Raw genomic sequence first — 22,273 nt, 5'->3', positions numbered from 1 at the left:
TTATTCCGCTAACATTTCTAAAGACAACAAACGCATTTCATTGCCTTGAGTGATAACGACATTCTTGCTGTGGCATTTCTCACACACCCCATAATCTAGGGCGTTAGGCTTAAAAACATGCGAACAATCCCTACACTCTAATTCAACCTTTTCATCTACAATGTCTAAAATAGCGTCTTTACACACCAAAGATTCTTCTCTAAAAGTCTCAAACGCGCTCACAAACAAGCTCTTATCCATAGCGCTTCTTTCGCCAATACCGACCACGACTCTTTCAATCTTATGGGCTTGATTTTTCTTCGCATGCTCTTCGCAAAGAGCGATTAAAGAAGAAACGACCGAGTATTCATGCATACTAAACCTTAATCTTTAAATTAGACCCTATTATATTGTATTAGAGTAATCCTTTGGTTTATTGCTTAAGATTCAATAGGGTATTAAGGATTTGATCGGATGTGGTTACCGCTTTAGAGTTCGCTTGAAACCCCCTTTGAACCACAATCAAATTCGTTAAACTCCGGCTCAAATCCACATTACTAGACTCTAGTTTAGATCCTGAAATTGAACCCCTACGCCCCGTATTAGCCGCACCGATTAAGGCTTGCCCTGAGTTTCCGGTTTGAGAAAAGACATTCCCGCCTAAAGCCTGTAAGCCCGCATCGTTAGCGAAATTCGCTAAAGCCACTTGAGCGAGCGCTAAAGTCCTGCCATTACTGAACGCTCCTAAAAGCACCCCGTCTGAATCAAAGCGGACATCCATCAAATCGCCTGCTTGATAGCCGTTTTGTTCAATCGCATAAGTTTCAGAAATCTTATCCACGCTCGTTAGCCCATCAAAGCTCCCTGAAGAACCAAAGGCTAAATTGATGCGTTGGGGGGCATCAGCGCCATTTTTAGGGTCAAATTGCAAAAGAGGCGGGTTCATGCCTGCAAGCGATCCATCGTTATTAAAATGCAAACGGCCTCCTTCAAACACATTAGGCCTAGCCGCTGACCCCCCTACTAATTCCCCAGGCTCAGGCACGATCACTCTAAAATTCCATTCCGCTCCCCCACTCCTATAAAACTCAATGCGCATGGCGTGTTTAGTGCCTAAGCTGTCTATCACATCAATGCTTGTCGCATGGGTAGCGTGGGTGAATTTAGAACTGCTCGCTGACGCTCCCCCTTCAATTAAAGAAGCGGTATTAAGCCCTTTCATGGCGTTTTTAAACAAAACATTGTTCGTTACGCTGTCTGAAGAATACCCGCTCACAAAGATATTAAGATTTTCTTTAATGACATTTTTATTGTCTTTATTATTGATTTCAAACATGCCGTATTGGTTGATTGTAACCCCTATAGAAGCGGCTGAGTCTTGGTAATTGTCCGCTAAACTAGGATCTTTAACGATATTAGCGTCATGCTGGATTAAGGCGCGCAAGTCTTCAGTGGTCCTAAACTGCCCAATATCCGCATTAGGGCTGATAGAATGCGTGTAGCTGTATTTGAAAGCCGTTACATCTTTATCGCCGTCTAAAAAGTTAGCGAACGCCCCGGTCCCGGCTTGAGTAACCACAATGTTTTTAAGCTTTTCATCGCCGTCCAATTCATTGGTGTTTTCCAAACGCAATTGCTTGCCGTCCAAATAAGCTTCAATGCCTGTTTGGCTTTTGACCGCATTGATCGCATTTTTAGCCGCTACTAAGCTTGAAGTCCGGCTCACCGCTGAATCGTTCGTGAAAGAAATCTTAACCCCATTCAATTCAAGCGTGCTGTTTTCTGCAGAAGGGAGGATGTCTTTGACCATTTTCGCGCTCTTATAGCTCACCCAAATCCCTTGGTTTTCATTCAATAAAAGAGCGTCGCCATCTTCATTGTATAAAGATCCCATGTCTTCGGCGACTTGAGCAAGATTCGTGCCTGAATCATACACCGGATTAATGCCATCTGAAGGGGTTTTGGCTGAAGAATCCAAAGCGAATATCGCCGCTGTTTGATCGGCATGCCTTCCAGCGTTTAAATTCGCCCTCATAGAAATGCGGTTACTCGCTCTGGCTGGCATCACCATTCCTGGATCAATTCTAATGTTTTCTAAAGGGCCTGTGTTATCCACTTTTAAAGCGTCTGTATCGCTCCCTTTATTGCCGGTATCGCTCCCGTTTCTCACCCACCCTTGCACCACAAGCCCGCCGGTGGTAACCAAACTCCCTTGCGAGTCAAAAAGAAACTCCCCATCTCTAGTGAAATTGCGCGTGATCCCCCTATCAGGGCTAATAATAAAAAAGCCATCGCCTTGAATCGCTAGATCGGTTTTAACATCTGTGTTTTGGATATTGCCTTGTGAAAAGATTTTAGTCGTCGCATCCACGCCTACCCCAAGCCCCACAGAAAAGTCATTCTGCCCTGCTAACCCGTTTTTATAGGGCGCAGTAGCGATGAGTTTGACTTGAGAGAGCATATCCACAAAAGAAGCCCTAGAATATTTAAACCCAGTGGTATTCACGTTCGCAATATTGTTACTCTCAATATCCAAAGCGATTTGGTGGGCTTGCATCCCATTGACACCAGACCATAAAGACCTAAGCATGGTTATCCTTTAATTTAAAGAAATTCAATCTATGCAAAATAAAGCAAAAGTTGTTCCTAAATAGCTTTTTAGAATGATTGGTTGCGGATTTTAAAGTTTTGTTAATCAAAAAGATCGGTCAAATTCATAAGGGGATAGGGAGTTTTGTAACACTACCCCCACAACGCTTTTTAAAGGTCATCGCTCAAAATCTAACCCACCTTAACGCAAAATCGCGCATTCATGATCTTGAATCTCTTCGGCTGAAGCGCGATTTAAAGTCAATGGGTTAAATTGTGTCGCTAGCAAAACAAAGGAGTTATCGCTTTGTTGCACCACCGCCAAGCCATAGTCTCCCATGCGTTTGTGCGCATTAGGCACTTCTTTATTAAGCATGACAAACGGGCTTTTTTGCGCTAGTTCGCTCTCTGTTACCCGACGCGCCAAATATTTATGCCCATTCAAGCCCCCTGATAATGGCGACCAACGGCTGTTGATTTTTTTTAAATTATTATCCAGCTGTTTGCGCGCATCAAGGCTAATGCAAGAGATATGGATGTGAAAATGGTTTTGCGATCGCCCTTTTTTAGAGTTGATCGTCAAAGAAATCGCATAATCAGGAATAGGTTTGCCGTATTTTTTACTCATAAAATCGCGCGCTTGCCAGGATAAATAAAAAAAGTTAGGCGTAGAGGGATCAAGCAGCAAAGGGCTTTCAATACCGCTAATGTGAGTTGTTGGCATCAACAAATATTGCAACGGGCCGTTAATATCTTTTAAAACCACATAGCCGGCATCGGGTTTGACTTCTATGCATGGCGAAGGATTTTGATTTTTCTCATAATTGGGCAAACATTTCTCAAAAACAATCTTACGCAACACATTCGGATCTTTAGCGTTTAAACTCATAACAGCGATAGCTACCACCGCTAAAAAAAGAAAGCCCGCTTTTTTCATCTTTTTTGCTCCTTGTTTTTAATGGGAGTTTTTACAAACCCTCTTGTTATTTTTCTACAACAGTGGTTAAAATCTTTAATTATTATGATTATTTTAACAAATTTTAACTTATTGGTAACATTTAGTAACCTATTTTTAAAAAGAGCTTTTTGAATACTAACTAGAAAAAATTTAAATTGATAACATTAAAAAAGCTAAAAGAATTTTTTAAAATATTAAATAGCTTGCACTAAGCAGGTGGTAATTTTTCGTCATGCGATCTTAGGGGGTTGATACTTGTCAAAATAAAGCGTTTTATAACCTTGATTTAGGTAATATCATCAACCTGATACCACAATAAGGACGATTATCATGCAAGATTTACCCCCATGCCCTAAATGCAACGACGCCTACACCTACCATGATGGCGTGCAACTAATTTGCCCTAGCTGTTTGTATGAATGGAATAAAAATGAAGCTAATGATGAAGAATTGATCGTTAAAGATTGCCACAATAATCTTTTACAAAATGGGGACTCGGTCATTCTCATTAAGGATTTAAAGGTTAAAGGTTCATCTTTAGTGCTTAAAAAAGGCACCAAAATCAAAAATATCAAGCTTGTCAATAGCGATCACAATGTGGATTGTAAAATAGAAGGGCAGAACCTGTCTTTAAAATCTGAATTCCTCAAAAAAGCTTAGGAAAATACAAAAGCTTAAGAAAAGCTTAGTGGCTTTTTGAGCTTATAAAGTCATTTTTTAGAAAAAATCAACTTATCCAGCTTGAAAAAAATCACCGCTCCAATGGTTTGCCCCAAGAAAAGATTGAGCCACAACGGAAAATTAAAATAATAAAAAATCTCCATAAAAGGCAGCATCACCAACGCACTCAACATCCATCTAAGCCAATAAATTAAAAACAGCTTGGAAGCGTATTCTGTGCCAAGTTTCTTAAAAAATTCTCGCATAAAGACAACCCTTTAAACCCTTTTTGCAAACTCTCCCTAAAAAGGAAAGCCCGCTATCAAGGAATATTCCTAAATTTCATGCCTTTAGACAATCGTATAGGACACTCTTTTTTCAAAAAGTTTGCTCTCGTAATTGCCTAAATCCCTACCATCCACAAGGGCAAAGGCATCGCCAAAAGTCGCCAATAAGGCAGAATCTAACTGCATGTCTTTATGACGATTCAACGGGATAAAGACTTCCTTGTGATTATTTTGAAAATCAAACGCTAGAAATGAATCTTTCAAATACACTTCCACTCTAGGAGCGTTTTTCACCACGCTGTTTTGAGCCAGTTTCAAGCCTTGCACTTCAGCGCTTTTAATCCCGCACGCATGGCATAAGGACACAAACATGCTCTCTTGTGAAATGGTTGCAAACCAAGGCAAACTCTCTCGTTTAGGTAAATTTTCTTTACCCTCTAAAGCCTTCTGTCTCTTAGGCATGTCATGCTTGATGAACGCATAAAAGTTACGGACGCTTTCTTTAGGGGTTGTTCCCTTGAGCTGGTTGGCAATGTTAGCCACGCTCGCATCGTCTCTTTCATAACGCCCCATTGCTACAAAATCGCTCGTTTCAAACAAACGCTCATTCAATTGATAGCTAGCGATCTCATAAGACAAATGGACTTGCTTTTTTTGAGTGCTTTTTAAAAAATCCACTTGCAAATAAGGCACTCCAAAATTGAGCATGCTTTCATAGCTAGCATGATTGCCTTGTAAATGCACATTGCTCGCTACAACACTCGGCATGGGAATGAAAAGTGAAGTGTGTTCTGCAGAATCAAAATCAATGCTGTATTGAGCTTCTATTTTATATTTTGCAGCACTCCCTTTGCTTTCTTCTGCCTGCAAAATCTGTGCTCCTAAAACAGCACCTGTAGCGCCTAAAGCAGTCGTTTTAATAAAATCCCTTCGTTTCATAACTATAACTCTTTATTGTAATTTTTAAACTCGTTGAATGAATGAAAAAGTAGGACACACCACCAAAGGATTGATGAGTATCCAAAAACCTAAATTTTGAAAGACAAAGCGTTCCTAAAAAATAAGAACGCTTAAAGAAAAGGGTTACTTTTTCTTTTTTGTGTGATGCATGTCTTTTCCATGCATGTCTTTCATCATTTTTTGGTGTTTTTCAAGAGCTTTTTTAACTCCCTCAGCGTATTTGGGGTCAGCTTTCTTGAAATGCTCCAATTGCTTATCCACAATTTCCTTATGGGTAACATGAGCTAAAGACTCTCCAATAGTGTCATGCAACCTTTCTTTTTCATCAGCTGGCAATGAGCGGTAGTAATCACCTGGTTGGGTGTAGTAATCGCTATCCTCAGCCCTGTAATCCCAATTCCACACTTCAAACTCTTTCTCAATATGAGCTAAGTTGAACTTAGGATCCCTTGCACTCTTATCTTCTTTATAGCCAGGCAATGAGCTAGGCGTATAGTTTTGTAAAGAGCCGTAATACCCGTTTTGCATGTAACCATCTCTGCTAGAAGAGTGGAACGGGCATCTTGGTTTATTAACCGGTATTTGAGGATAATTAACCCCTAAGCGGTAGCGGTGTGTGTCTCCATAAGAGAACAAGCGCCCTTGTAACATCCTATCAGGGCTATAGCCAATTCCAGGAACGACATTAGCCGGACTGAATGCCGCTTGCTCCACTTCTGCGAAATAGTTTTCAGGATTTTTATTCAACTCTACGATGCCCACTTCCATCAATGGATAATCTTGGAGATACCAAATTTTAGTAACATCAAACGGATGGAATCGATACTTCTTAGCATCTTCTTCTGGCATCACTTGAATGCTTAATTTCCATTTTGGGAAATCCCCTCTAGCGATCGCATTGAATAAATCCCTTTGATTGGAATCTGGATCGTATTTTCTGATTTCTGCAGCTTCTTCATTAGTCAAGTGCTTAACGCCTTGCATGGTGTGAAAGTGGAATTTCACCCAAAAGCGTTCGCCTTTTGCGTTGATAAGGCTGAAAGTGTGGCTGCCAAAACCATCCATATGGCGGAAAGATTTAGGGATACCTCTATCGCTCATAACCCATGTTACTTGATACAAACTTTCAGGAACATTACTCCAAAAATCCCATACCATGTCGTGGTTAGGTAAATTGGTTTGAGGATCTCGTTTTTGAGTGTGGATGAAATCAGGGAATTTGATCGCATCACGGATAAAGAAAACAGGCGTGTTGTTCCCTACTAAATCCCAGTTACCTTCTTCAGTGTAATACTTCATCGCAAAACCTCTAGGGTCTCTTACCGCATCCGCACTGCCTCTTTCACCAGCCACAGTAGAAAATCTGAAAAAGCATTCTGTTTTTTTGCCCACTTTAGAGAAAATTTTCGCTTTAGTGTATTTAGTGATGTCTTTAGTCACGGTGAAAGTGCCATAAGCCCCGCTTCCTTTAGCATGCACTACCCTTTCAGGGATTCTTTCTCTGTCAAACGCCGCTAACTTTTCCAAAAACCAAGTGCTTTGTAATAAAACAGGACCTCTAGGGCCAGCCGTAATCACATTGTTGTCATCCCAAATAGGAGCACCAAAAGCAGTGGTTTGTTTCACATCTTTATTAACCATCTTTTTTCCTTTATTTGATCTTAAATCTTCGTAATCTAGCACTAAGCCAATTACTTGTGGTGATTATTACATAACTTGTTATACAAAGACTAACAAGATTCAATTTCCTTAAAAAATCTTTTTTTTAAGAATAAAAAACCCCCTTAAGTATTTCTATTCGTAACAATTAATGAAAATAAGAAAGATTAAAAACAAAATTTTATTTTTAATCTGGTTTTAATAATAATTATCATACTATTCTATCTCAATGCATTGACGGATTTTGTTTTTTTTTTTTTTTTGATTTTTATTTTTGAATTTTTAGATTAAGGAGAATTGTTGGATGTTTTTAAGATCATACCCAAAGCTTAGATACGCTTTATGTTTACCCCTACTCACTGAGACTTGCTATAGTGAGGAGCGCACTTTAAATAAGGTTACCACCCAAGCCAAAAGGATTTTCACTTATAACAATGAGTTTAAGGTAACTTCTAAAGAATTGGATCAACGCCAAAGCAATGAAGTCAAAGACTTGTTTAGGACTAACCCTGATGTGAATGTGGGCGGAGGGAGCGTGATGGGGCAGAAAATCTATGTGCGGGGCGTTGAAGACAGGCTTTTAAGGGTTACGGTGGATGGGGCTGCGCAAAATGGCAATATCTACCACCACCAAGGCAACACCGTGATTGACCCTGGCATGCTCAAAAGCGTGGAAGTTACCAAAGGCGCGGCGAATGCGAGTGCAGGACCAGGAGCGATTGCGGGAGTGATTAAAATGGAGACTAAAGGAGCGGCTGATTTTATCCCTAGGGGGAAAAATTATGCAGCGAGTGGGGCGGTGAGTTTTTATACTAATTTTGGGGACAGGGAGACTTTTAGATCGGCTTATCAAAATGCACATTTTGACATTATCGCTTACTACACGCACCAAAATATTTTCTATTATAGGAGCGGTGCTACAGCGATGAAAAACCTTTTCAATCCCACACAAGCCGATAAAGAGCCAGGAACCCCTAGCGAACAAAACAACGCTTTGATTAAAATGAATGGTTATTTGAGCGATAGGGATACGCTCACTTTCAGCTGGAACATGACACGAGATAACGCTACACGCCCTTTAAGGAGTAACGCTATAGGGTTAGCCTATCCTTGTGAAGCCCCTTTTAGTCCTGATGGCGCTCAAGGGTGTCCTAATGTGCTAGATAGTTTCACTAGGTATTTGTATCACTCTGTTAATAGCGCTAACAATCTTTCCTTACAATACAAAAGGGAAGCGGGAAATTCTTTTGGCGACCCACGATTAGATTTTACCCTTTATACAAGCATCAGGAACGCTCAGTTTGATCCCCTATTTGATCCTAATGGCGTTTATGCCAAATTCCCCACTTCTTTAGCGAGCGAATGGGAAAAAGAAAATTACCCATGCGTTGAAGGCGCTTATTGCACCCCAAGCTTTTCTGATGTGGATAAACCAAGCTCACAACCTAGAAATCTGTTTTTAAACAACACCGGCTTAAACCTTAAAGTCGCGCATGTGATTGATGAAGCCACAGACAGCCTTTTTGAATACGGATTCAACTACCAAAATTTAAGCGTTTTTGACGCTCGTATCCCCAAATCAGAATTATACAGGCCTAATCAAGTCTATACTGATGATAAAGGGCAAAAACAAATCGCTTGCTCTCTTGTGGATAATAACCCCAATGACCCTACGCTATGCCAAAGAGGGAAAGCGAACGGGAATATTTATGGAGGCTATGTGCAAGCGAATTACTCGCCTCATAAAATCATCACTTTTGGAGCCGGGGTAAGGTGGGATGCATACACGCTTTATGATAAGGATTGGAACCACCGCTACACTCAAGGCTTTAGCCCTAGCGCGGCTCTTGTGCTAAGCCCCATTGAGCCTTTATCTTTAAAAATCACTTATTCTCAAGTTACAAGGGGGGTTATGCCAGGAGATGGCGTGTATATGCGCCAAAACGATTTACGATACGCTAAAAATATCAAGCCTGAAGTGGGCTCTAACGCTGAATTTAATATTGACTATTCAAGCCAGTATTTTAGCGGGAGGGCTGCGGCGTTCTATCAAGCTTTAGATAATTTCATCTCCCAATACGCGCAAAATTTGATTGTAACCAATTTAAATCAAGCGATTAGGATTTATGGCTATGAAGTGGGTGGGACTTTTAGATACAAGGGCGTGAGTTTGAACATAGGGATCTCGCGCACTTGGCCCACCACTAGGGGGTATTTAATGGCGGATAGCTATGAGCTTGCCGCAAGCACCGGTAATGTTTTTATCATTAAATTGGATTACACCATTCCAAAAACAGGGATCAATCTTGCATGGCTTAGCCGCTTTGTTACCGGTTTAGATTATTGCGGGTTTGATATTTACTTGCCTGATTACGGGACAGCTGAAAAACCCAAAACCCCTACCGATTTAGCCAAATGCGGATCCCAATTGGGGTTAGTGCATATGCATAAACCGGGTTATGGCGTGAGTAATTTTTATATCAATTGGAGCCCTAAAACCAAAAGCCGCTGGAAGGGTTTGTTGCTTTCAGCCGTGTTTAATAACGTTTTCAACAAATTCTATGTGGATCAAACAAGCCCCTATGTCATGAGCCCGGATATGCCAGGCACTGACGCTATTAAAAGAGCGATCGCAGAGCCTGGTTTTAACGCGCGTTTTGAAGTGGCTTACAAATGGTAGTTAGCGGGGCTTTAAGCGTTGCGCATGCGTGATAGCAACGGCTATCGCATCGCTAATATCCAAAGGCTTGATTTCGCTTGTGATGTTAAGCAAGCGTTTGACCATAAAGGCCACTTGCTCTTTAGCGGCTTTCCCGTTACCGGTTAGGGCTTTTTTGACTTGTAGGGGCGTGTATTCGCTAAAATTACCGATCCTTTCTAAAATCTTTAAAGACAACGCCCCCCTGAATTGCGCGAGCTTGATCACGCTTTTTGGGTTATACCCAAAGAAAATATCTTCAATCGCCACTTCATTAACTTCGTAACGATCCAATAAGCAATCTAAGGCTTCTATCAAATCTAAAATTTGTTCTTGCAAGCATGTCGTGGTGATATTGATGAACCCGGCCGTGATTAAAGAAAGCTTGTTGGAAGCGTGAGAAATGATAGCATACCCGCATTTCCTGCTGCCTGGGTCTATTCCTAAAATACGCATCAATCATTCCTATTATTTAATTGCAAGGTTTAAAAATGCTATTATTATATCCATGTTTCTTGTTAGTGCAAAATACAAGATTGCATTAAGAATTTTAAAAAATTTAGCGTATAATAAATAAGGGAGCAATAAATGAAAGCAAACACAATCATACTAGTGGATTGGGAGAATTTCAGGCGCGATATTAAACAAACAAAATGCGTTAATTATAATATCGCTTTAGATGTGATCGTTACTATCAGGGCTTTTTACTGGATGATGAATGGATCAGTCGTATTTACTTTTATACCACCCCACCCTTTGATTTTGAACATGCGTTATGGGATAAGAGGAACGACACCCTCCAAAATGAAAAAAATCCGGGAACAGAAATGAAAATCTTCACCAGTAGCGACATTGAAGAAATCTTACAAAGCAGTGAAGCGACTAAATGGGAGAAGATTTATAGCGATGTGGAAAATTTCCAACACGATCTGGCTTCATTGGATCAAGTGGAATTAAGGTTAGGGAGGACTAAGTTAAACGCAATAAGGGTGGAGTTTGATGGGAGTTATAGAGCGTTATTGGAACAAAAGCAGGTGGATATGCTCATGGGTCTTGACATTCAAAGAATAGCCTTTAAAAAAATAGCTGATAGGATTTTGATATTTTCAAAAGATACGGATCTAATCCCCGCGCTCAAATTAGCCAGAGATGAGGGGTTACGGGTGGATATTGCCGATTTGTCTAACAGATTGTCTCTTCTTAGCCAGGATTTGAAATACAATTCTGATAAAGTGAGGAAATTGAGCAGTAACGAAGTCAAAGACAAGCTTTTTTCCATCAGAGAAAATCTCACTAAAACCAACTGGGCTTTAAACTAAACCATAAAAAGGGTTATTTCATTTTTATAGAGTTTAAAAAATCATTTTTTAAAAACTCAATTATTGGCATTTGATCAGAACAAAGCCAGAATTTTTAAAGGGGTTTTTAGGCTTATTTTTCTCATACTGACTGGGTTGGGTAGTTTATTGCCTTGCTTATTCTTTTGTGGTAGGATTAGGGTTATTAGAGTTTAAAGAAGAAGCTAAACGCTCCCCATCTTTTGTAATTAAGCTAGGGTCTATAAACTTAGCTTGTTCTCTAAGATTTCCTGCTTTCTTTTCAAACCCTATAATAACCCACTCACTCTTTAATGATTCGCCTTATCCATTATCCTTCTCGCTTCTCCTATGATTTGATTGTAGCTATACTCTTCGTTAGTTTTCATTTCCTGACTTCCTTGACTTTTTCAAGTTTTTTTATAGTTTCAATGGTAGCCCACTCATTGCTTTTTAGCATTTTTAGCTATCCTGCGGAATGAAAGAGTGGATAATGTCCGCCTTGTCAATCTCTGCTTTAGTATTGTTTTTTGTTTTTCATTTATTCTCTTTGCGTTCTCCTTGAAAAGATTTAGGTCGTTATTTGACTTTGTTGGGGTTTTTATGGTAGCATTCTTACAGACATCGCTATAGGAACTCAACCTATGGTTGCCCCTTAGAGGGTTTGGTGTCTTGTAACGCTTTTCGTATTATTCTTAAGACTTTAATTTATACATTGTTTTTAAAACTAATCCACTGTTTCTATTGTTTAATGTTTTTGCGCTAATATTATCAAGGCATGGGTTGGAGAATAATTTTCTAACCCACACTAAAAACACTTTAAGTGTGCCAAGAGACCCTGACACATAAGACGAAAGGGCTTGTGTATGGTCAAGGTGAGGTTTTTTAATCCTTTTTATTTCTTACTCCTTGTGTTTAATTTTTTATGGTGAAGTTTCAAAATACATTAGCTTTATCAAATATGTCTAGCGCTCAGCTCATAACTGATGGTCAATTGCTATTTTTGAGATTTTGCTAATGTTTTTTATAGATTTATCCTTATCATTTCGTTTTATACATTTTTTTGCATTGTTTTTAGCATTAGCTCGTGCTTTTATGCTCGCATTTGTGCTAATGGGCTTAAATTTATAGGCTCTTGTGTGATTTCGTTTAAATTTTCTTGTCGTTTTAATAAATCCTCTTGACTTGTTAGCGGTTTTTGTGTATTGTTATTTTCAATGGAGTTTAAGGGCAGAATCTCGCTCTTTGTAATTAGTGGGGATGTATATAAACTTTCACTATTCTCTAACCTTTTTTCATAACCTGTTATCACCCAATGATTAGGTAATTTTTCTCCTTTCCAATTATCCTTTAAACCTACTCTTATATTTTCGTATTCAATAGCTACTCTGCCGTTTTGTTCAACCTTAACGCCTTTGTCAATCACTTCTGGTATCGTTTTAATTACATTTATGGCGTAATCTTTGGCTTCTGTTTCATTCGCTCCCTACTTTATCTTATTAGGCTATTCTATTATGCACGCTAAACCAAAAACCTTTTTTTAAGAGCGCAGTTGCTGTAAGGCTTCTTTAATCGCTGCTTCTATGCTGAGATGGGGTTTTAGGGTTTTTAAAACTGGATTGATTTCAGCACTTTTAAAGCCCAAACTCTCTAGGGCTAAAAAGACTTCATTGCGTGCGGGTTTATTTTCATCTTGAATGAAAAAGCCAATCAAATCCACCATGATCTTATCAGCGAGCTTTTTGCCAATGCCTGGGACTTGCTGGAGTCTTTTGACTTCTTTAGTGGCGATAATGTTTTCAAATTCGTTCGGTGAAAAGCTTGAGAGAATGGCTAAAGCGATACGCCCCCCTACCCCATTGATTTTTAAAAGCCTTTCAAAGAGGATTTTTTCACTCTCTTCTAAAAATCCGTATAAAAGATACGCGTCTTCTTTAATCACTTGTAAGATTTTCAAACGCGCTTTTTGGCCCGTTTGAAGCAAAGCAGCCGTTCGCATAGAAACTTGCACCCCATAAACAACCCCTTGCACTTCTATATGCACTTCTAAAGCAGAGATTTTTTCCACAATCCCTATCAAACCCACTATCATTTTTATCCCTTTTTTTATTTCTTGTTCTAGCCTTTTATAGCGCTTTTAGGGATTTTTTTGATTTTATGATCTTCATAGATCACATCCACGCTTTCATTATGGCTTAACATAGCGCTCAAGTTACTCACTTTGGGGTAATTGCGATGATAAATCACGATATTTTCTTGCTTGAAAGGGTTTTTAGTTGTAATGCTTGCATGCTGGAAGCTGTTTTCTATGCTGATGAGTTTAGCGTAACATTCGTTATTGATTTTTTGCAATTCTAGCATTTGGGCTTTTAAGATTTTCAAACGCTTTAAAGCAAACATAAACTCGCTATAAGCGTCTTTCACGCTTTCTTGTTGCATTAAAGAGCGTTTGATTTCTTCAGTGGCGTTTTTAAGCTTTTCCATGATGGCTTGATTATTTTTAACCAAATGGTTTAAGGACTGGTGCTGAGCGATGATTTTTTTGGATTTTAACCCTAACGCATTGAGTTTTTGTTTAGCGATCTTCAATTCTTCTTGGTTTTCTCGCCCCCCAAAAGCGTAAAAAATAAAGCGGTTGCCATTGCCATCCACCTCATCAATCCAACATTGCTTGGAAAAATACAGCTTGTTATCGCTTTTAAGCTTTTCTAAAGCGATTTCTTTCGCATAGACCACGCTCCCCGCGCTCGCTTCCACTTTAACGCTATTGGCATACACTTTAGCGCGCTCTAAATACTTGCACTCAAACTCTTTAGCGTAGCACACGCCCTTATGGTTAGTGATACGCGCTTGATTGGCATAGACATAGCTTTCAGGGTGGATTTGCCCCTCTATAGTGATTTCTTTAGCCACTAAGATCGCATTCTTGCCCACATTGCCCCTAATGTTAATCGCACTCGCTTCTAAAATGAGGTTAGAATCAATCGCATCGCTCAATTCATCTTTAGCTTGAATCTCTAAAACTAACCCGCTCTCCACTCCCCCTAAAAGATTAGGCACTTCAATGGATTTGATCCCGTTTTTAAAGATAAAATTTTGCTTAGAAACCAAACGCCCTTTTTCCATTTTAACCCCTTGTAAGGCTTTGGAGTAATACACTAAAGCGTTATTTTCTTCTCTTTCTTCAAAAGCGTTTTTGTCATGCCCTATGGGGGTGGGCGAATGGGCAACTTTAGGCAATTCAATATAAAGGCCTTTAAGGTTACGGCCGTCTCTGCCTTGCTTGGGGTAATTCACGCAAGCGACTTTTTGATTTTCTTTAGCGATATAGTAATTTTCTTTAACAAAAGATTCTTCTTGATCGCTTAAGGGAATGGTATGCGTTGGAAGGTATTCTTCTTCTAATAAAAAATGGGATTTTTCTTCTGTATTAGGGATAAAGGTTAAAGAAGCGTATAAAATAAAGTGCTTATTTTGGGCTTCTTTTTGATATTTTCTTAATTCTGTTTTTAAATTTTCATACATTTGTGAAAAATGCCTAAACACCACGCCCTCAAAAGCCAAACGCTCTTTAATATACGCAAACATTTCTTGGTAATGCTCTTCAGTGTCTAAGACAATAAAGCACTCGTCTAAAATAATTTCTATTTTGCTTAAATCTTCATCCACTTGCACTTCAAAAAAGCGTTTGTAAGCGTTTGATTTGATCTTAATGTCGTGGGTTTGATAAAGGGTTAGCTCTTTTTTTTCATAGTATTCCTCTTCTTCTAATTGCTGCAATTCCCCACCAAAAGCCTCGCTAAAATCGTCTTTAGCGCTGTTTTTGATAAAAATAGAAGTTTTTAAAATCTCAAACCACAGATCTTCTGTTTGTAATTTATTTTCAGCGGCCGCTTTTTTTAATTCTTTTTGAATGTCTTTGCACCGCTCAACTTTTATAGGGGCAAAACGCTCCAAGCTCATTTTTTAATCCTTAAATGGTATTATAAAGATTTAGAAAAAGGAATATGCTAACAAAAAAACACTGAAAATTAGGTAATAAATACAACTAGTATGCTAAAAAAAATATTTTTAACCAATAGCTTAGGGATTTTATGCTCTAGGATTTTTGGCTTTTTGCGGGATTTGATGATGGCCAATATTCTAGGGGCTGGGGTGTATAGCGATATTTTCTTTGTGGCTTTCAAATTGCCTAATTTATTCAGGCGTATTTTTGCAGAGGGTTCTTTTTCTCAAAGCTTTTTACCGAGCTTCATACGGAGTTCCATTAAAGGGAGCTTTGCTAGTTTGGTGGGGCTTATTTTTTGTGGCGTTTTATTCATGTGGTGCTTATTAGTAGCGCTCAATCCCTTATGGCTCACCAAACTCCTAGCTTACGGCTTTGATGAAGAAACAATCAAGCTATGCGCCCCTATTGTAGCGATCAATTTTTGGTATCTTTTATTGGTGTTTATCACCACTTTTTTAGGCGCGCTTTTACAATACAAACACAGCTTTTTTGCCAGCGCTTATAGCACAAGCTTGCTCAATGTATGCATGATTTTAGCCCTTTTCATTTCTAAAGAAAAAACGCACTTAGAAGCGTTGTATTATTTGAGCTATGGCGTGCTTTTAGGGGGCGTGGCTCAAATTTTATTGCACTTTTATCCTTTAGTGAAATTGGGCTTATTGAATTTATTATGGAAAGGATTTTTGAGCTTTAAGACCAAAAGTGCCGCCAAAAAAAAATACCGCTCTCAAAGAGTTAAAAAAGACCTAAAAGCGTTTTTCAAGCAATTTTTCCCCAGCGTTTTAGGCAATTCTAGCGCTCAGATCGCTTCTTTTTTAGACACCACGATAGCCTCTTTTCTGGCGAGCGGGAGCGTGTCTTATTTGTATTACGCTAATAGAGTCTTCCAGCTCCCTTTAGCTTTATTTGCCATAGCCATATCCACAGCCCTTTTCCCTAGCATTGCGATCGCTATTAAAAACAATCAGCAGGATTTGATCTTACAGCGCTTGCAAAAAGCATGGTTTTTTTTGGTGGGGGTTTTGCTTCTTTGCAGCATTGGGGGGATCATGTTAAGCAAAGAAATCACAGAGCTTTTATTTGAAAGGGGGCAATTTAGCCCTAAAGACACCCTAATCACTTCGCAAGTCTTTTCGCTCTATCTTTTAGGCTTGCTCCCTTTTGGGCTAACCAAACTCTTTTCTTTGTGGCTTTATGCGAAATTAGAGCAAAAAAAAGCGGCTAAAATCTCTTTAATTTCGCTTTTTTTAGGTTTAGCGGCTTCTTTGAGTTTGATGCCTTTGTTAGGGGTTTTAGGTTTGGCTTTAGCGAATAGTTTGAGCGGGTTATTTTTATTCGTTTTAACGATAAAAGCGTTTGGCTTTCAATTATTCTTGGGTATAATCAAGAATTTAAAATCATGGCTTGTAATTCTTTTCCTCGCTTGCGTGGAAATCTTATTACTCTTAGCGTTCAAATCGTGGGTTACACATTTATATTTATTTTATTATTTTCAAGGTTTTTAAATGTTTATTTATGATACCAAATTAAAACAAAAAGTCCCTTTTGAGCCTTTAGTTGAAAAAAAGGCGAATATTTATGTGTGCGGGCCTACGGTGTATGATGACGCTCATTTAGGGCATGCTAGGAGCGCGATTGCTTTTGATTTGTTAAGGCGCACGCTTGAATTGAGCGGCTATGAAGTGGTGCTAGTAAGGAATTTCACGGATATTGACGATAAAATCATCAACAAAGCCCTAAAAGAAAACAAAAGCATTCAAGAATTAAGCAGTATCTATATTGAATCTTACACGAGGGATTTAAACGCTTTGAACGTGAAAAAACCCAGCCTAGAGCCTAAAGCGAGCGAGTATTTAGACGCTATGGTGGGCATGATTGAAACGCTTTTAGAAAAAAATTTCGCTTATAGAGTCTCTAATGGGGATATTTATTTAGACACGAGCAAGGATAAAGATTACGGCTCTTTGAGCGTGCATAATAGCAGTGTGGAATTTAGCCGTATCGGTTTGGTGCAAGAAAAACGGCTTGAGCAGGATTTTGTGTTGTGGAAAAGCTATAAGGGGGATAATGATGTGGGCTTTGATAGCCCTTTAGGCAAAGGGCGCCCTGGCTGGCATATAGAATGCTCTAGCATGGTTTTTGAAACTTTAGCGCTCGCTAACGCCCCTTATCAAATTGATATTCATGCAGGCGGAGCGGATTTGTTATTCCCCCACCATGAAAATGAAGCGTGCCAAACCCGTTGCGCCTTTGGCGTGGAGATCGCTAAATACTGGATGCACAATGGCTTTGTGAATATCAATAATGAAAAAATGTCTAAAAGTTTAGGGAATAGCTTTTTTATTAAAGACGCTCTCAAAAACTATGATGGCGAGATTTTGCGCAATTACTTACTAGGGGTGCATTATCGCTCTGTTTTGAATTTCAATGAAGAAGACTTGTTAGTGAGTAAAAAACGCTTGGATAAAATCTATCGCTTGAAACAGCGCGTTTTAGGGACTTTAGGAGGAATAAATCCAAATTTTAAAAAAGAAATTTTAGAGTGCATGCAAGATGATTTAAACGTTTCTAAAGCGTTGAGCGTTTTAGAAAGCATGCTTTCTTCTACGAATGAAAAACTGGATCAAAACCCCAAAAACAAGGCTTTAAAAGGCGAAATTTTAGCGAATTTGAAATTCATAGAAGAACTGCTTGGCATCGGGTTTAAAGACCCTAGCGCGTATTTCCAATTAGGCGTGAGCGAGAGCGAAAAACAAGAAATTGAAAATAAGATAGAAGAAAGAAAACGCGCCAAAGAGCAAAAAGATTTTTTAAAAGCCGATAGCATCAGAGAAGAGCTTTTAAACCACAAAATCGCTTTGATGGACACCCCACAAGGCACGATTTGGGAGAAGCTTTTTTAAGCTTTTCAAATTTTACTTTTTTACACATTCTAGCCCAAAATTTCAGCCATATTACTTTTTAATCCTGTTAAGTTTTATGTTCATTTACTTTAATTTGATAAAAATTGAATATCGGTTGTAGATACTATATATTTATAGCCTTAATCGTAAATGCAACAGAAATTTTCTAGTCTAAAGTCGCACCCTTTGTGCAAAAATCGTTTTACAAAAAGAAAGGAAAGAAAATGGAAATACAACAAACACACCGCAAAATGAATCGCCCTTTGGTTTCTCTCGTTTTAGCAGGAGCGTTGATTAGCGCCATACCGCAACAAAGTCATGCCGCCTTTTTCACAACCGTGATCATTCCAGCCATTGTTGGAGGTATCGCTACAGGCACTGCTGTAGGAACGGTCTCAGGGCTTCTTAGCTGGGGGCTCAAACAAGCCGAAGAAGCCAATAAAACCCCAGATAAACCCGATAAAGTTTGGCGCATTCAAGCAGGAAAAGGCTTTAATGAATTCCCCAACAAGGAATACGACTTATACAGATCCCTTTTATCCAGTAAGATTGATGGAGGTTGGGATTGGGGGAATGCCGCTACGCATTATTGGGTCAAAGGCGGGCAGCAGAACAAGCTTGAAGTGGATATGAAAGACGCTGTAGGGACTTATAAACTATCAGGTCTTAGAAACTTTACTGGTGGGGATTTAGACGTGAATATGCAAAAAGCCACTTTACGCTTGGGCCAATTCAATGGCAATTCTTTCACAAGCTATAAGGATAGCGCCGATCGCACCACGAGAGTGAATTTCAACGCTAAAAATATTTCAATTGATAATTTTGTAGAAATCAATAATCGTGTGGGTTCTGGAGCCGGGAGGAAAGCCAGCTCTACGGTTTTGACTTTGCAAGCTTCAGAAGGGATCACTAGCAGTAAAAACGCTGAAATTTCTCTTTATGATGGCGCCACGCTCAATTTGGCTTCAAGCAGCGTTAAATTAAATGGTAATGTGTGGATGGGCCGTTTGCAATATGTGGGAGCGTATTTAGCCCCTTCATACAGCACGATCAACACTTCAAAAGTAACAGGGGAAGTGGATTTTAACCATCTCACTGTGGGCGATAAAAACGCTGCTCAAGCGGGCATTATCGCTAGTAACAAGACTCATATTGGCACATTGGATTTGTGGCAAAGTGCGGGGCTAAACATTATCGCCCCTCCAGAAGGCGGTTATAAGGATAAACCTAGTAACACCACGCAAAATAATGCTAACAACAACCAACAAAACAGCGCTCAAAACAATAGTAACACTCAGGTCATTAACCCACCCAATAGTGCGCAAAAAACAGAAATTCAACCCACGCAAGTCATTGATGGGCCTTTTGCTGGTGGCAAAGACACGGTTGTCAATATTGATCGCATCAACACTAACGCTGATGGCACGATTAGAGTGGGAGGGTATAAAGCTTCTCTTACCACCAATGCGGCTCATTTGCATATCGGCAAAGGCGGTGTCAATCTGTCCAATCAAGCGAGTGGGCGCTCTCTTTTAGTGGAAAATCTAACTGGGAATATCACCGTTGATGGGCCTTTAAGAGTGAATAATCAAGTGGGTGGCTATGCTTTGGCAGGATCAAGCGCGAATTTTGAATTTAAGGCTGGTACGGATACTAAAAACGGCACAGCCACTTTTAATAACGATATTAGTTTGGGAAGATTTGTGAATTTAAAGGTGGATGCTCATACAGCTAATTTTAAAGGTATTGATACGGGTAATGGTGGTTTCAACACCTTAGATTTTAGTGGTGTTACAGGTAAGGTCAATATCAACAAGCTCATTACGGCTTCCACTAATGTGGCCGTTAAAAACTTCAACATTAATGAATTGATTGTTAAAACCAATGGGGTGAGTGTGGGGGAATACACTCATTTTAGCGAAGATATAGGCAGTCAATCGCACATCAATACCGTGCGTTTGGAAACTGGCACTAGGTCAATCTTTTCTGGGGGTGTTAAATTTAAAAGCGGCGAAAAATTGGTTATCAATGAGTTTTATTATAGCCCTTGGAATTATTTTGACGCTAGGAATATTAAAAATGTTGAAATCACCAGAAAATTCGCTTCTTCAACCCCAGAAAACCCTTGGGGCACATCAAAGCTTATGTTTAATAATCTAACCCTGGGTCAAAATGCGGTCATGGACTATAGTCAATTTTCAAATTTAACCATTCAGGGGGATTTTATCAACAATCAAGGCACTATCAACTATCTGGTCCGAGGTGGGCAAGTGGCAACCTTAAGCGTAGGCAATGCAGCAGCTATGATGTTTAATAATGATATAGACAGCGCGACCGGATTTTACAAACCGCTCATCAAGATTAACAGCGCTCAAGATCTCATTAAAAATACAGAGCATGTTTTATTGAAAGCGAAAATCATTGGTTATGGTAATGTTTCTACAGGTACCAATGGCATTAGTAATGTTAATCTAGAAGAGCAATTCAAAGAGCGCCTAGCCCTTTATAACAACAATAACCGCATGGATACTTGTGTGGTGCGAAATACTGATGACATTAAAGCATGCGGTATGGCTATCGGCAATCAAAGCATGGTGAACAACCCTGACAATTACAAGTATCTTATCGGTAAGGCATGGAAAAATATAGGCATCAGTAAAACGGCTAACGGCTCTAAAATTTCGGTGTATTATTTAGGCAATTCTACGCCTACTGAGAATGGTGATAATACCACCAACTTACCTACAAACACCACTAATAATGCGCGTTCTGCTAACTACGCCCTCGTAAAGAACGCTCCTTTCGCTCACAGCGCCACTCCTAATTTAGTCGCTATCAATCAGCATGATTTTGGCACTATTGAAAGCGTGTTTGAATTGGCTAACCGCTCTAAAGATATTGACACGCTTTATACTCATTCAGGCGCGCAAGGCAGGGATCTCTTACAAACCTTATTGATTGATAGCCATGATGCGGGTTATGCCAGACAAATGATTGATAACACAAGCACCGGTGAAATCACCAAGCAATTGAATGCGGCCACTACCACTTTAAACAACGTAGCCAGTTTAGAGCATAAACAAAGCGGCTTACAAACTTTGAGCTTGAGCAATGCGATGATTTTAAATTCTCGTTTAGTCAATCTCTCCAGGAGACACACCAACCATATTAACTCGTTCGCTCAACGCTTACAAGCTTTAAAAGGTCAAAAATTCGCTTCTTTAGAAAGCGCGGCGGAAGTGTTGTATCAATTTGCCCCCAAATATGAAAAACCCACCAATGTTTGGGCTAACGCTATTGGGGGAGCGAGCTTGAATAGCGGTGGCAACGCTTCATTGTATGGCACAAGCGCAGGGGTAGACGCTTATCTTAATGGGGAAGTGGAAGCCATTGTGGGCGGGTTTGGAAGCTATGGTTATAGCTCTTTTAGCAATCAAGCGAACTCTCTTAACTCTGGGGCCAATAACGCTAATTTTGGCGTGTATAGCCGTATTTTTGCCAACCAGCATGAATTTGACTTTGAAGCTCAAGGGGCGCTAGGGAGCGATCAATCAAGCTTGAATTTCAAAAGCGCTCTACTGCGAGATTTGAATCAAAGCTATAATTACTTAGCCTATAGTGCTGCAGCAAGAGCGAGCTATGGTTATGACTTCGCGTTTTTTAGGAACGCTTTAGTGTTAAAACCAAGCGTGGGCGTGAGCTATAACCATTTAGGTTCAACCAACTTTAAAAGCAACAGCACCAATCAAGTGGCTTTGAGTAATGGCTCTAGCAGTCAGCATTTATTCAACGCTAGTGCTAATGTGGAAGCGCGCTATTATTATGGGGACACTTCATACTTCTATATGAACGCTGGAGTTTTACAAGAGTTCGCTCACTTTGGATCGAATGATGTGGCGTCTTTAAACACCTTTAAAATCAATGCCGCTCGCAGTCCTTTAAGCACCTATGCAAGAGCGATGATGGGTGGGGAATTGCGATTGGCTAAAGAAGTGTTTTTGAATTTGGGCGTGGTTTATTTGCACAATTTGATTTCCAACGCAAGCCATTTCGCTTCCAATTTAGGAATGAGGTATAGTTTCTAACACCGATCTAAGTATCGCTCTAAAACCCATGCTTTGGCATGGGGGTTAAGAAATCTTACAAAAGAAAAAGTTTAACCCACTCAAGCAGAAATCCCAAACGCCTTTAGCGTTTAGAATGAACGCCACCAATTCATAGCGTAATATCGTATAATATCCCCAAACATTCGTAT

Annotated in this window: 15 protein-coding genes and 2 pseudogenes; 6 read left to right on the top strand and 11 right to left on the bottom strand. The window is 39.6% G+C overall.

The window, feature by feature from the left end; genetic code table 11:
- The 3 genes and pseudogenes from hypA to cdh form a co-directional block, all read right to left on the bottom strand.
- A complete protein-coding gene (gene hypA / locus J5F42_RS02520) occupies positions 1–354 on the bottom strand; it encodes a hydrogenase/urease nickel incorporation protein HypA (RefSeq protein WP_283491502.1) in 354 nt (117 codons plus the stop codon).
- 58 nt (positions 355–412) lie between these two features.
- A complete protein-coding gene (gene flgE, locus J5F42_RS02515) occupies positions 413–2,569 on the bottom strand; it encodes a flagellar hook protein FlgE (RefSeq protein WP_000946402.1) in 2,157 nt (718 codons plus the stop codon).
- A gap of 201 nt (positions 2,570–2,770) precedes the next feature.
- A pseudogene (gene cdh / locus J5F42_RS02510) lies at positions 2,771–3,660 on the bottom strand (CDP-diacylglycerol diphosphatase).
- A gap of 196 nt (positions 3,661–3,856) precedes the next feature.
- Between cdh and J5F42_RS02505 the strand changes: the two are divergent.
- Positions 3,857–4,186 carry a zinc ribbon domain-containing protein YjdM gene (locus tag J5F42_RS02505; RefSeq protein WP_283491501.1) on the top strand — a complete coding sequence of 110 codons (330 nt, stop codon included), beginning with the start codon at positions 3,857–3,859 and terminating at the stop codon, positions 4,184–4,186.
- Positions 4,187–4,236: 50 nt separating this feature from the next.
- Here the strand turns inward: J5F42_RS02505 and J5F42_RS02500 are convergent, their stop codons facing one another.
- The 3 genes from J5F42_RS02500 to J5F42_RS02490 form a co-directional block, all read right to left on the bottom strand.
- Complete coding sequence (locus J5F42_RS02500) at positions 4,237–4,452, bottom strand: hypothetical protein (RefSeq protein ID WP_001206517.1); 216 nt, start codon at positions 4,450–4,452, stop codon at positions 4,237–4,239.
- A gap of 84 nt (positions 4,453–4,536) precedes the next feature.
- On the bottom strand, positions 4,537–5,412 hold the full coding sequence (locus J5F42_RS02495; protein WP_283491500.1) for a twin-arginine translocation signal domain-containing protein: 876 nt from the start codon (positions 5,410–5,412) through the stop codon (positions 4,537–4,539).
- Between the two features lie 144 nt (positions 5,413–5,556).
- Complete coding sequence (locus J5F42_RS02490) at positions 5,557–7,074, bottom strand: catalase (RefSeq protein ID WP_283491499.1); 1,518 nt, start codon at positions 7,072–7,074, stop codon at positions 5,557–5,559.
- 322 nt (positions 7,075–7,396) lie between these two features.
- On the opposite strand from J5F42_RS02490, the gene J5F42_RS02485 reads away from it, so the two are divergent.
- Positions 7,397–9,772 (top strand): TonB-dependent receptor, encoded by a 2,376-nt coding sequence (locus J5F42_RS02485; RefSeq protein ID WP_283491498.1) that lies wholly within the window; start codon positions 7,397–7,399, stop codon positions 9,770–9,772.
- On the opposite strand, the gene ruvC is transcribed toward J5F42_RS02485, so the two are convergent.
- Positions 9,773–10,246: a crossover junction endodeoxyribonuclease RuvC gene (gene ruvC / locus J5F42_RS02480; RefSeq protein ID WP_283491497.1), complete on the bottom strand. Its 474-nt coding sequence runs from the start codon at positions 10,244–10,246 to the stop codon at positions 9,773–9,775.
- 132 nt (positions 10,247–10,378) lie between these two features.
- Between ruvC and J5F42_RS02475 the strand changes: the two are divergent.
- A pseudogene (locus J5F42_RS02475) lies at positions 10,379–11,109 on the top strand (NYN domain-containing protein).
- Between the two features lie 692 nt (positions 11,110–11,801).
- Here the strand turns inward: J5F42_RS02475 and J5F42_RS07885 are convergent.
- The 4 genes from J5F42_RS07885 to J5F42_RS02460 form a co-directional block, all read right to left on the bottom strand.
- Positions 11,802–12,005, bottom strand: coding sequence for a hypothetical protein (locus J5F42_RS07885; protein ID WP_077643313.1), 204 nt, complete (start codon positions 12,003–12,005; stop codon positions 11,802–11,804).
- A gap of 194 nt (positions 12,006–12,199) precedes the next feature.
- On the bottom strand, positions 12,200–12,532 hold the full coding sequence (locus tag J5F42_RS02470; protein ID WP_000565665.1) for a DUF3519 domain-containing protein: 333 nt from the start codon (positions 12,530–12,532) through the stop codon (positions 12,200–12,202).
- A gap of 114 nt (positions 12,533–12,646) precedes the next feature.
- Entirely contained in the window at positions 12,647–13,198 is a 552-nt protein-coding gene (gene ruvA / locus J5F42_RS02465; RefSeq protein ID WP_283491496.1) for a Holliday junction branch migration protein RuvA, read from the bottom strand.
- 26 nt (positions 13,199–13,224) lie between these two features.
- Positions 13,225–15,069, bottom strand: a complete 1,845-nt coding sequence (locus J5F42_RS02460) for a FapA family protein (RefSeq protein ID WP_097699349.1) — start codon at positions 15,067–15,069, stop codon at positions 13,225–13,227.
- A gap of 90 nt (positions 15,070–15,159) precedes the next feature.
- Between J5F42_RS02460 and murJ the strand changes: the two genes are divergently transcribed.
- The 3 genes from murJ (at position 15,160) to J5F42_RS02445 (ending at position 22,103) form a co-directional block, all read left to right on the top strand.
- A complete protein-coding gene (murJ, locus tag J5F42_RS02455) occupies positions 15,160–16,620 on the top strand; it encodes a murein biosynthesis integral membrane protein MurJ (RefSeq protein WP_283491495.1) in 1,461 nt (486 codons plus the stop codon).
- A complete protein-coding gene (gene cysS / locus J5F42_RS02450) occupies positions 16,621–18,018 on the top strand; it encodes a cysteine--tRNA ligase (protein WP_283491494.1) in 1,398 nt (465 codons plus the stop codon). It begins immediately after the preceding gene.
- A 224-nt stretch (positions 18,019–18,242) separates the two neighbouring features.
- Entirely contained in the window at positions 18,243–22,103 is a 3,861-nt protein-coding gene (locus J5F42_RS02445; RefSeq protein ID WP_283491493.1) for a vacuolating cyotoxin family protein, read from the top strand.
- The last annotated feature ends 170 nt before the right edge of the window (positions 22,104–22,273 follow it).

It is taken from the genome of Helicobacter pylori (assembly GCF_030062585.1).
Taxonomy (GTDB): domain Bacteria; phylum Campylobacterota; class Campylobacteria; order Campylobacterales; family Helicobacteraceae; genus Helicobacter; species Helicobacter pylori_CN.
The sequence above is the reverse complement of the archived record's forward strand: the minus strand, read 5'-3'. Positions and strand labels throughout refer to the sequence as shown.

Bases quoted from the DNA above. Each gene is read 5' to 3' on its own strand.
- ruvC (WP_283491497.1), bottom strand. From the start codon at position 10,246: ATGCGTATTTTAGGAATAGACCCAGGCAGCAGGAAATGCGGGTATGCT.
- ruvA (WP_283491496.1), bottom strand. From the start codon at position 13,198: ATGATAGTGGGTTTGATAGGGATTGTGGAAAAAATCTCTGCTTTAGAA.
- J5F42_RS02490 (WP_283491499.1), bottom strand. From the start codon at position 7,074: ATGGTTAATAAAGATGTGAAACAAACCACTGCTTTTGGTGCTCCTATT.
- J5F42_RS02445 (WP_283491493.1), top strand. From the start codon at position 18,243: ATGGAAATACAACAAACACACCGCAAAATGAATCGCCCTTTGGTTTCT.
- murJ (WP_283491495.1), top strand. From the start codon at position 15,160: ATGCTAAAAAAAATATTTTTAACCAATAGCTTAGGGATTTTATGCTCT.
- J5F42_RS02505 (WP_283491501.1), top strand. From the start codon at position 3,857: ATGCAAGATTTACCCCCATGCCCTAAATGCAACGACGCCTACACCTAC.
- J5F42_RS02485 (WP_283491498.1), top strand. From the start codon at position 7,397: ATGTTTTTAAGATCATACCCAAAGCTTAGATACGCTTTATGTTTACCC.
- J5F42_RS02460 (WP_097699349.1), bottom strand. From the start codon at position 15,069: ATGAGCTTGGAGCGTTTTGCCCCTATAAAAGTTGAGCGGTGCAAAGAC.
- hypA (WP_283491502.1), bottom strand. From the start codon at position 354: ATGCATGAATACTCGGTCGTTTCTTCTTTAATCGCTCTTTGCGAAGAG.
- flgE (WP_000946402.1), bottom strand. From the start codon at position 2,569: ATGCTTAGGTCTTTATGGTCTGGTGTCAATGGGATGCAAGCCCACCAA.
- J5F42_RS02495 (WP_283491500.1), bottom strand. From the start codon at position 5,412: ATGAAACGAAGGGATTTTATTAAAACGACTGCTTTAGGCGCTACAGGT.
- cysS (WP_283491494.1), top strand. From the start codon at position 16,621: ATGTTTATTTATGATACCAAATTAAAACAAAAAGTCCCTTTTGAGCCT.
- J5F42_RS02500 (WP_001206517.1), bottom strand. From the start codon at position 4,452: ATGCGAGAATTTTTTAAGAAACTTGGCACAGAATACGCTTCCAAGCTG.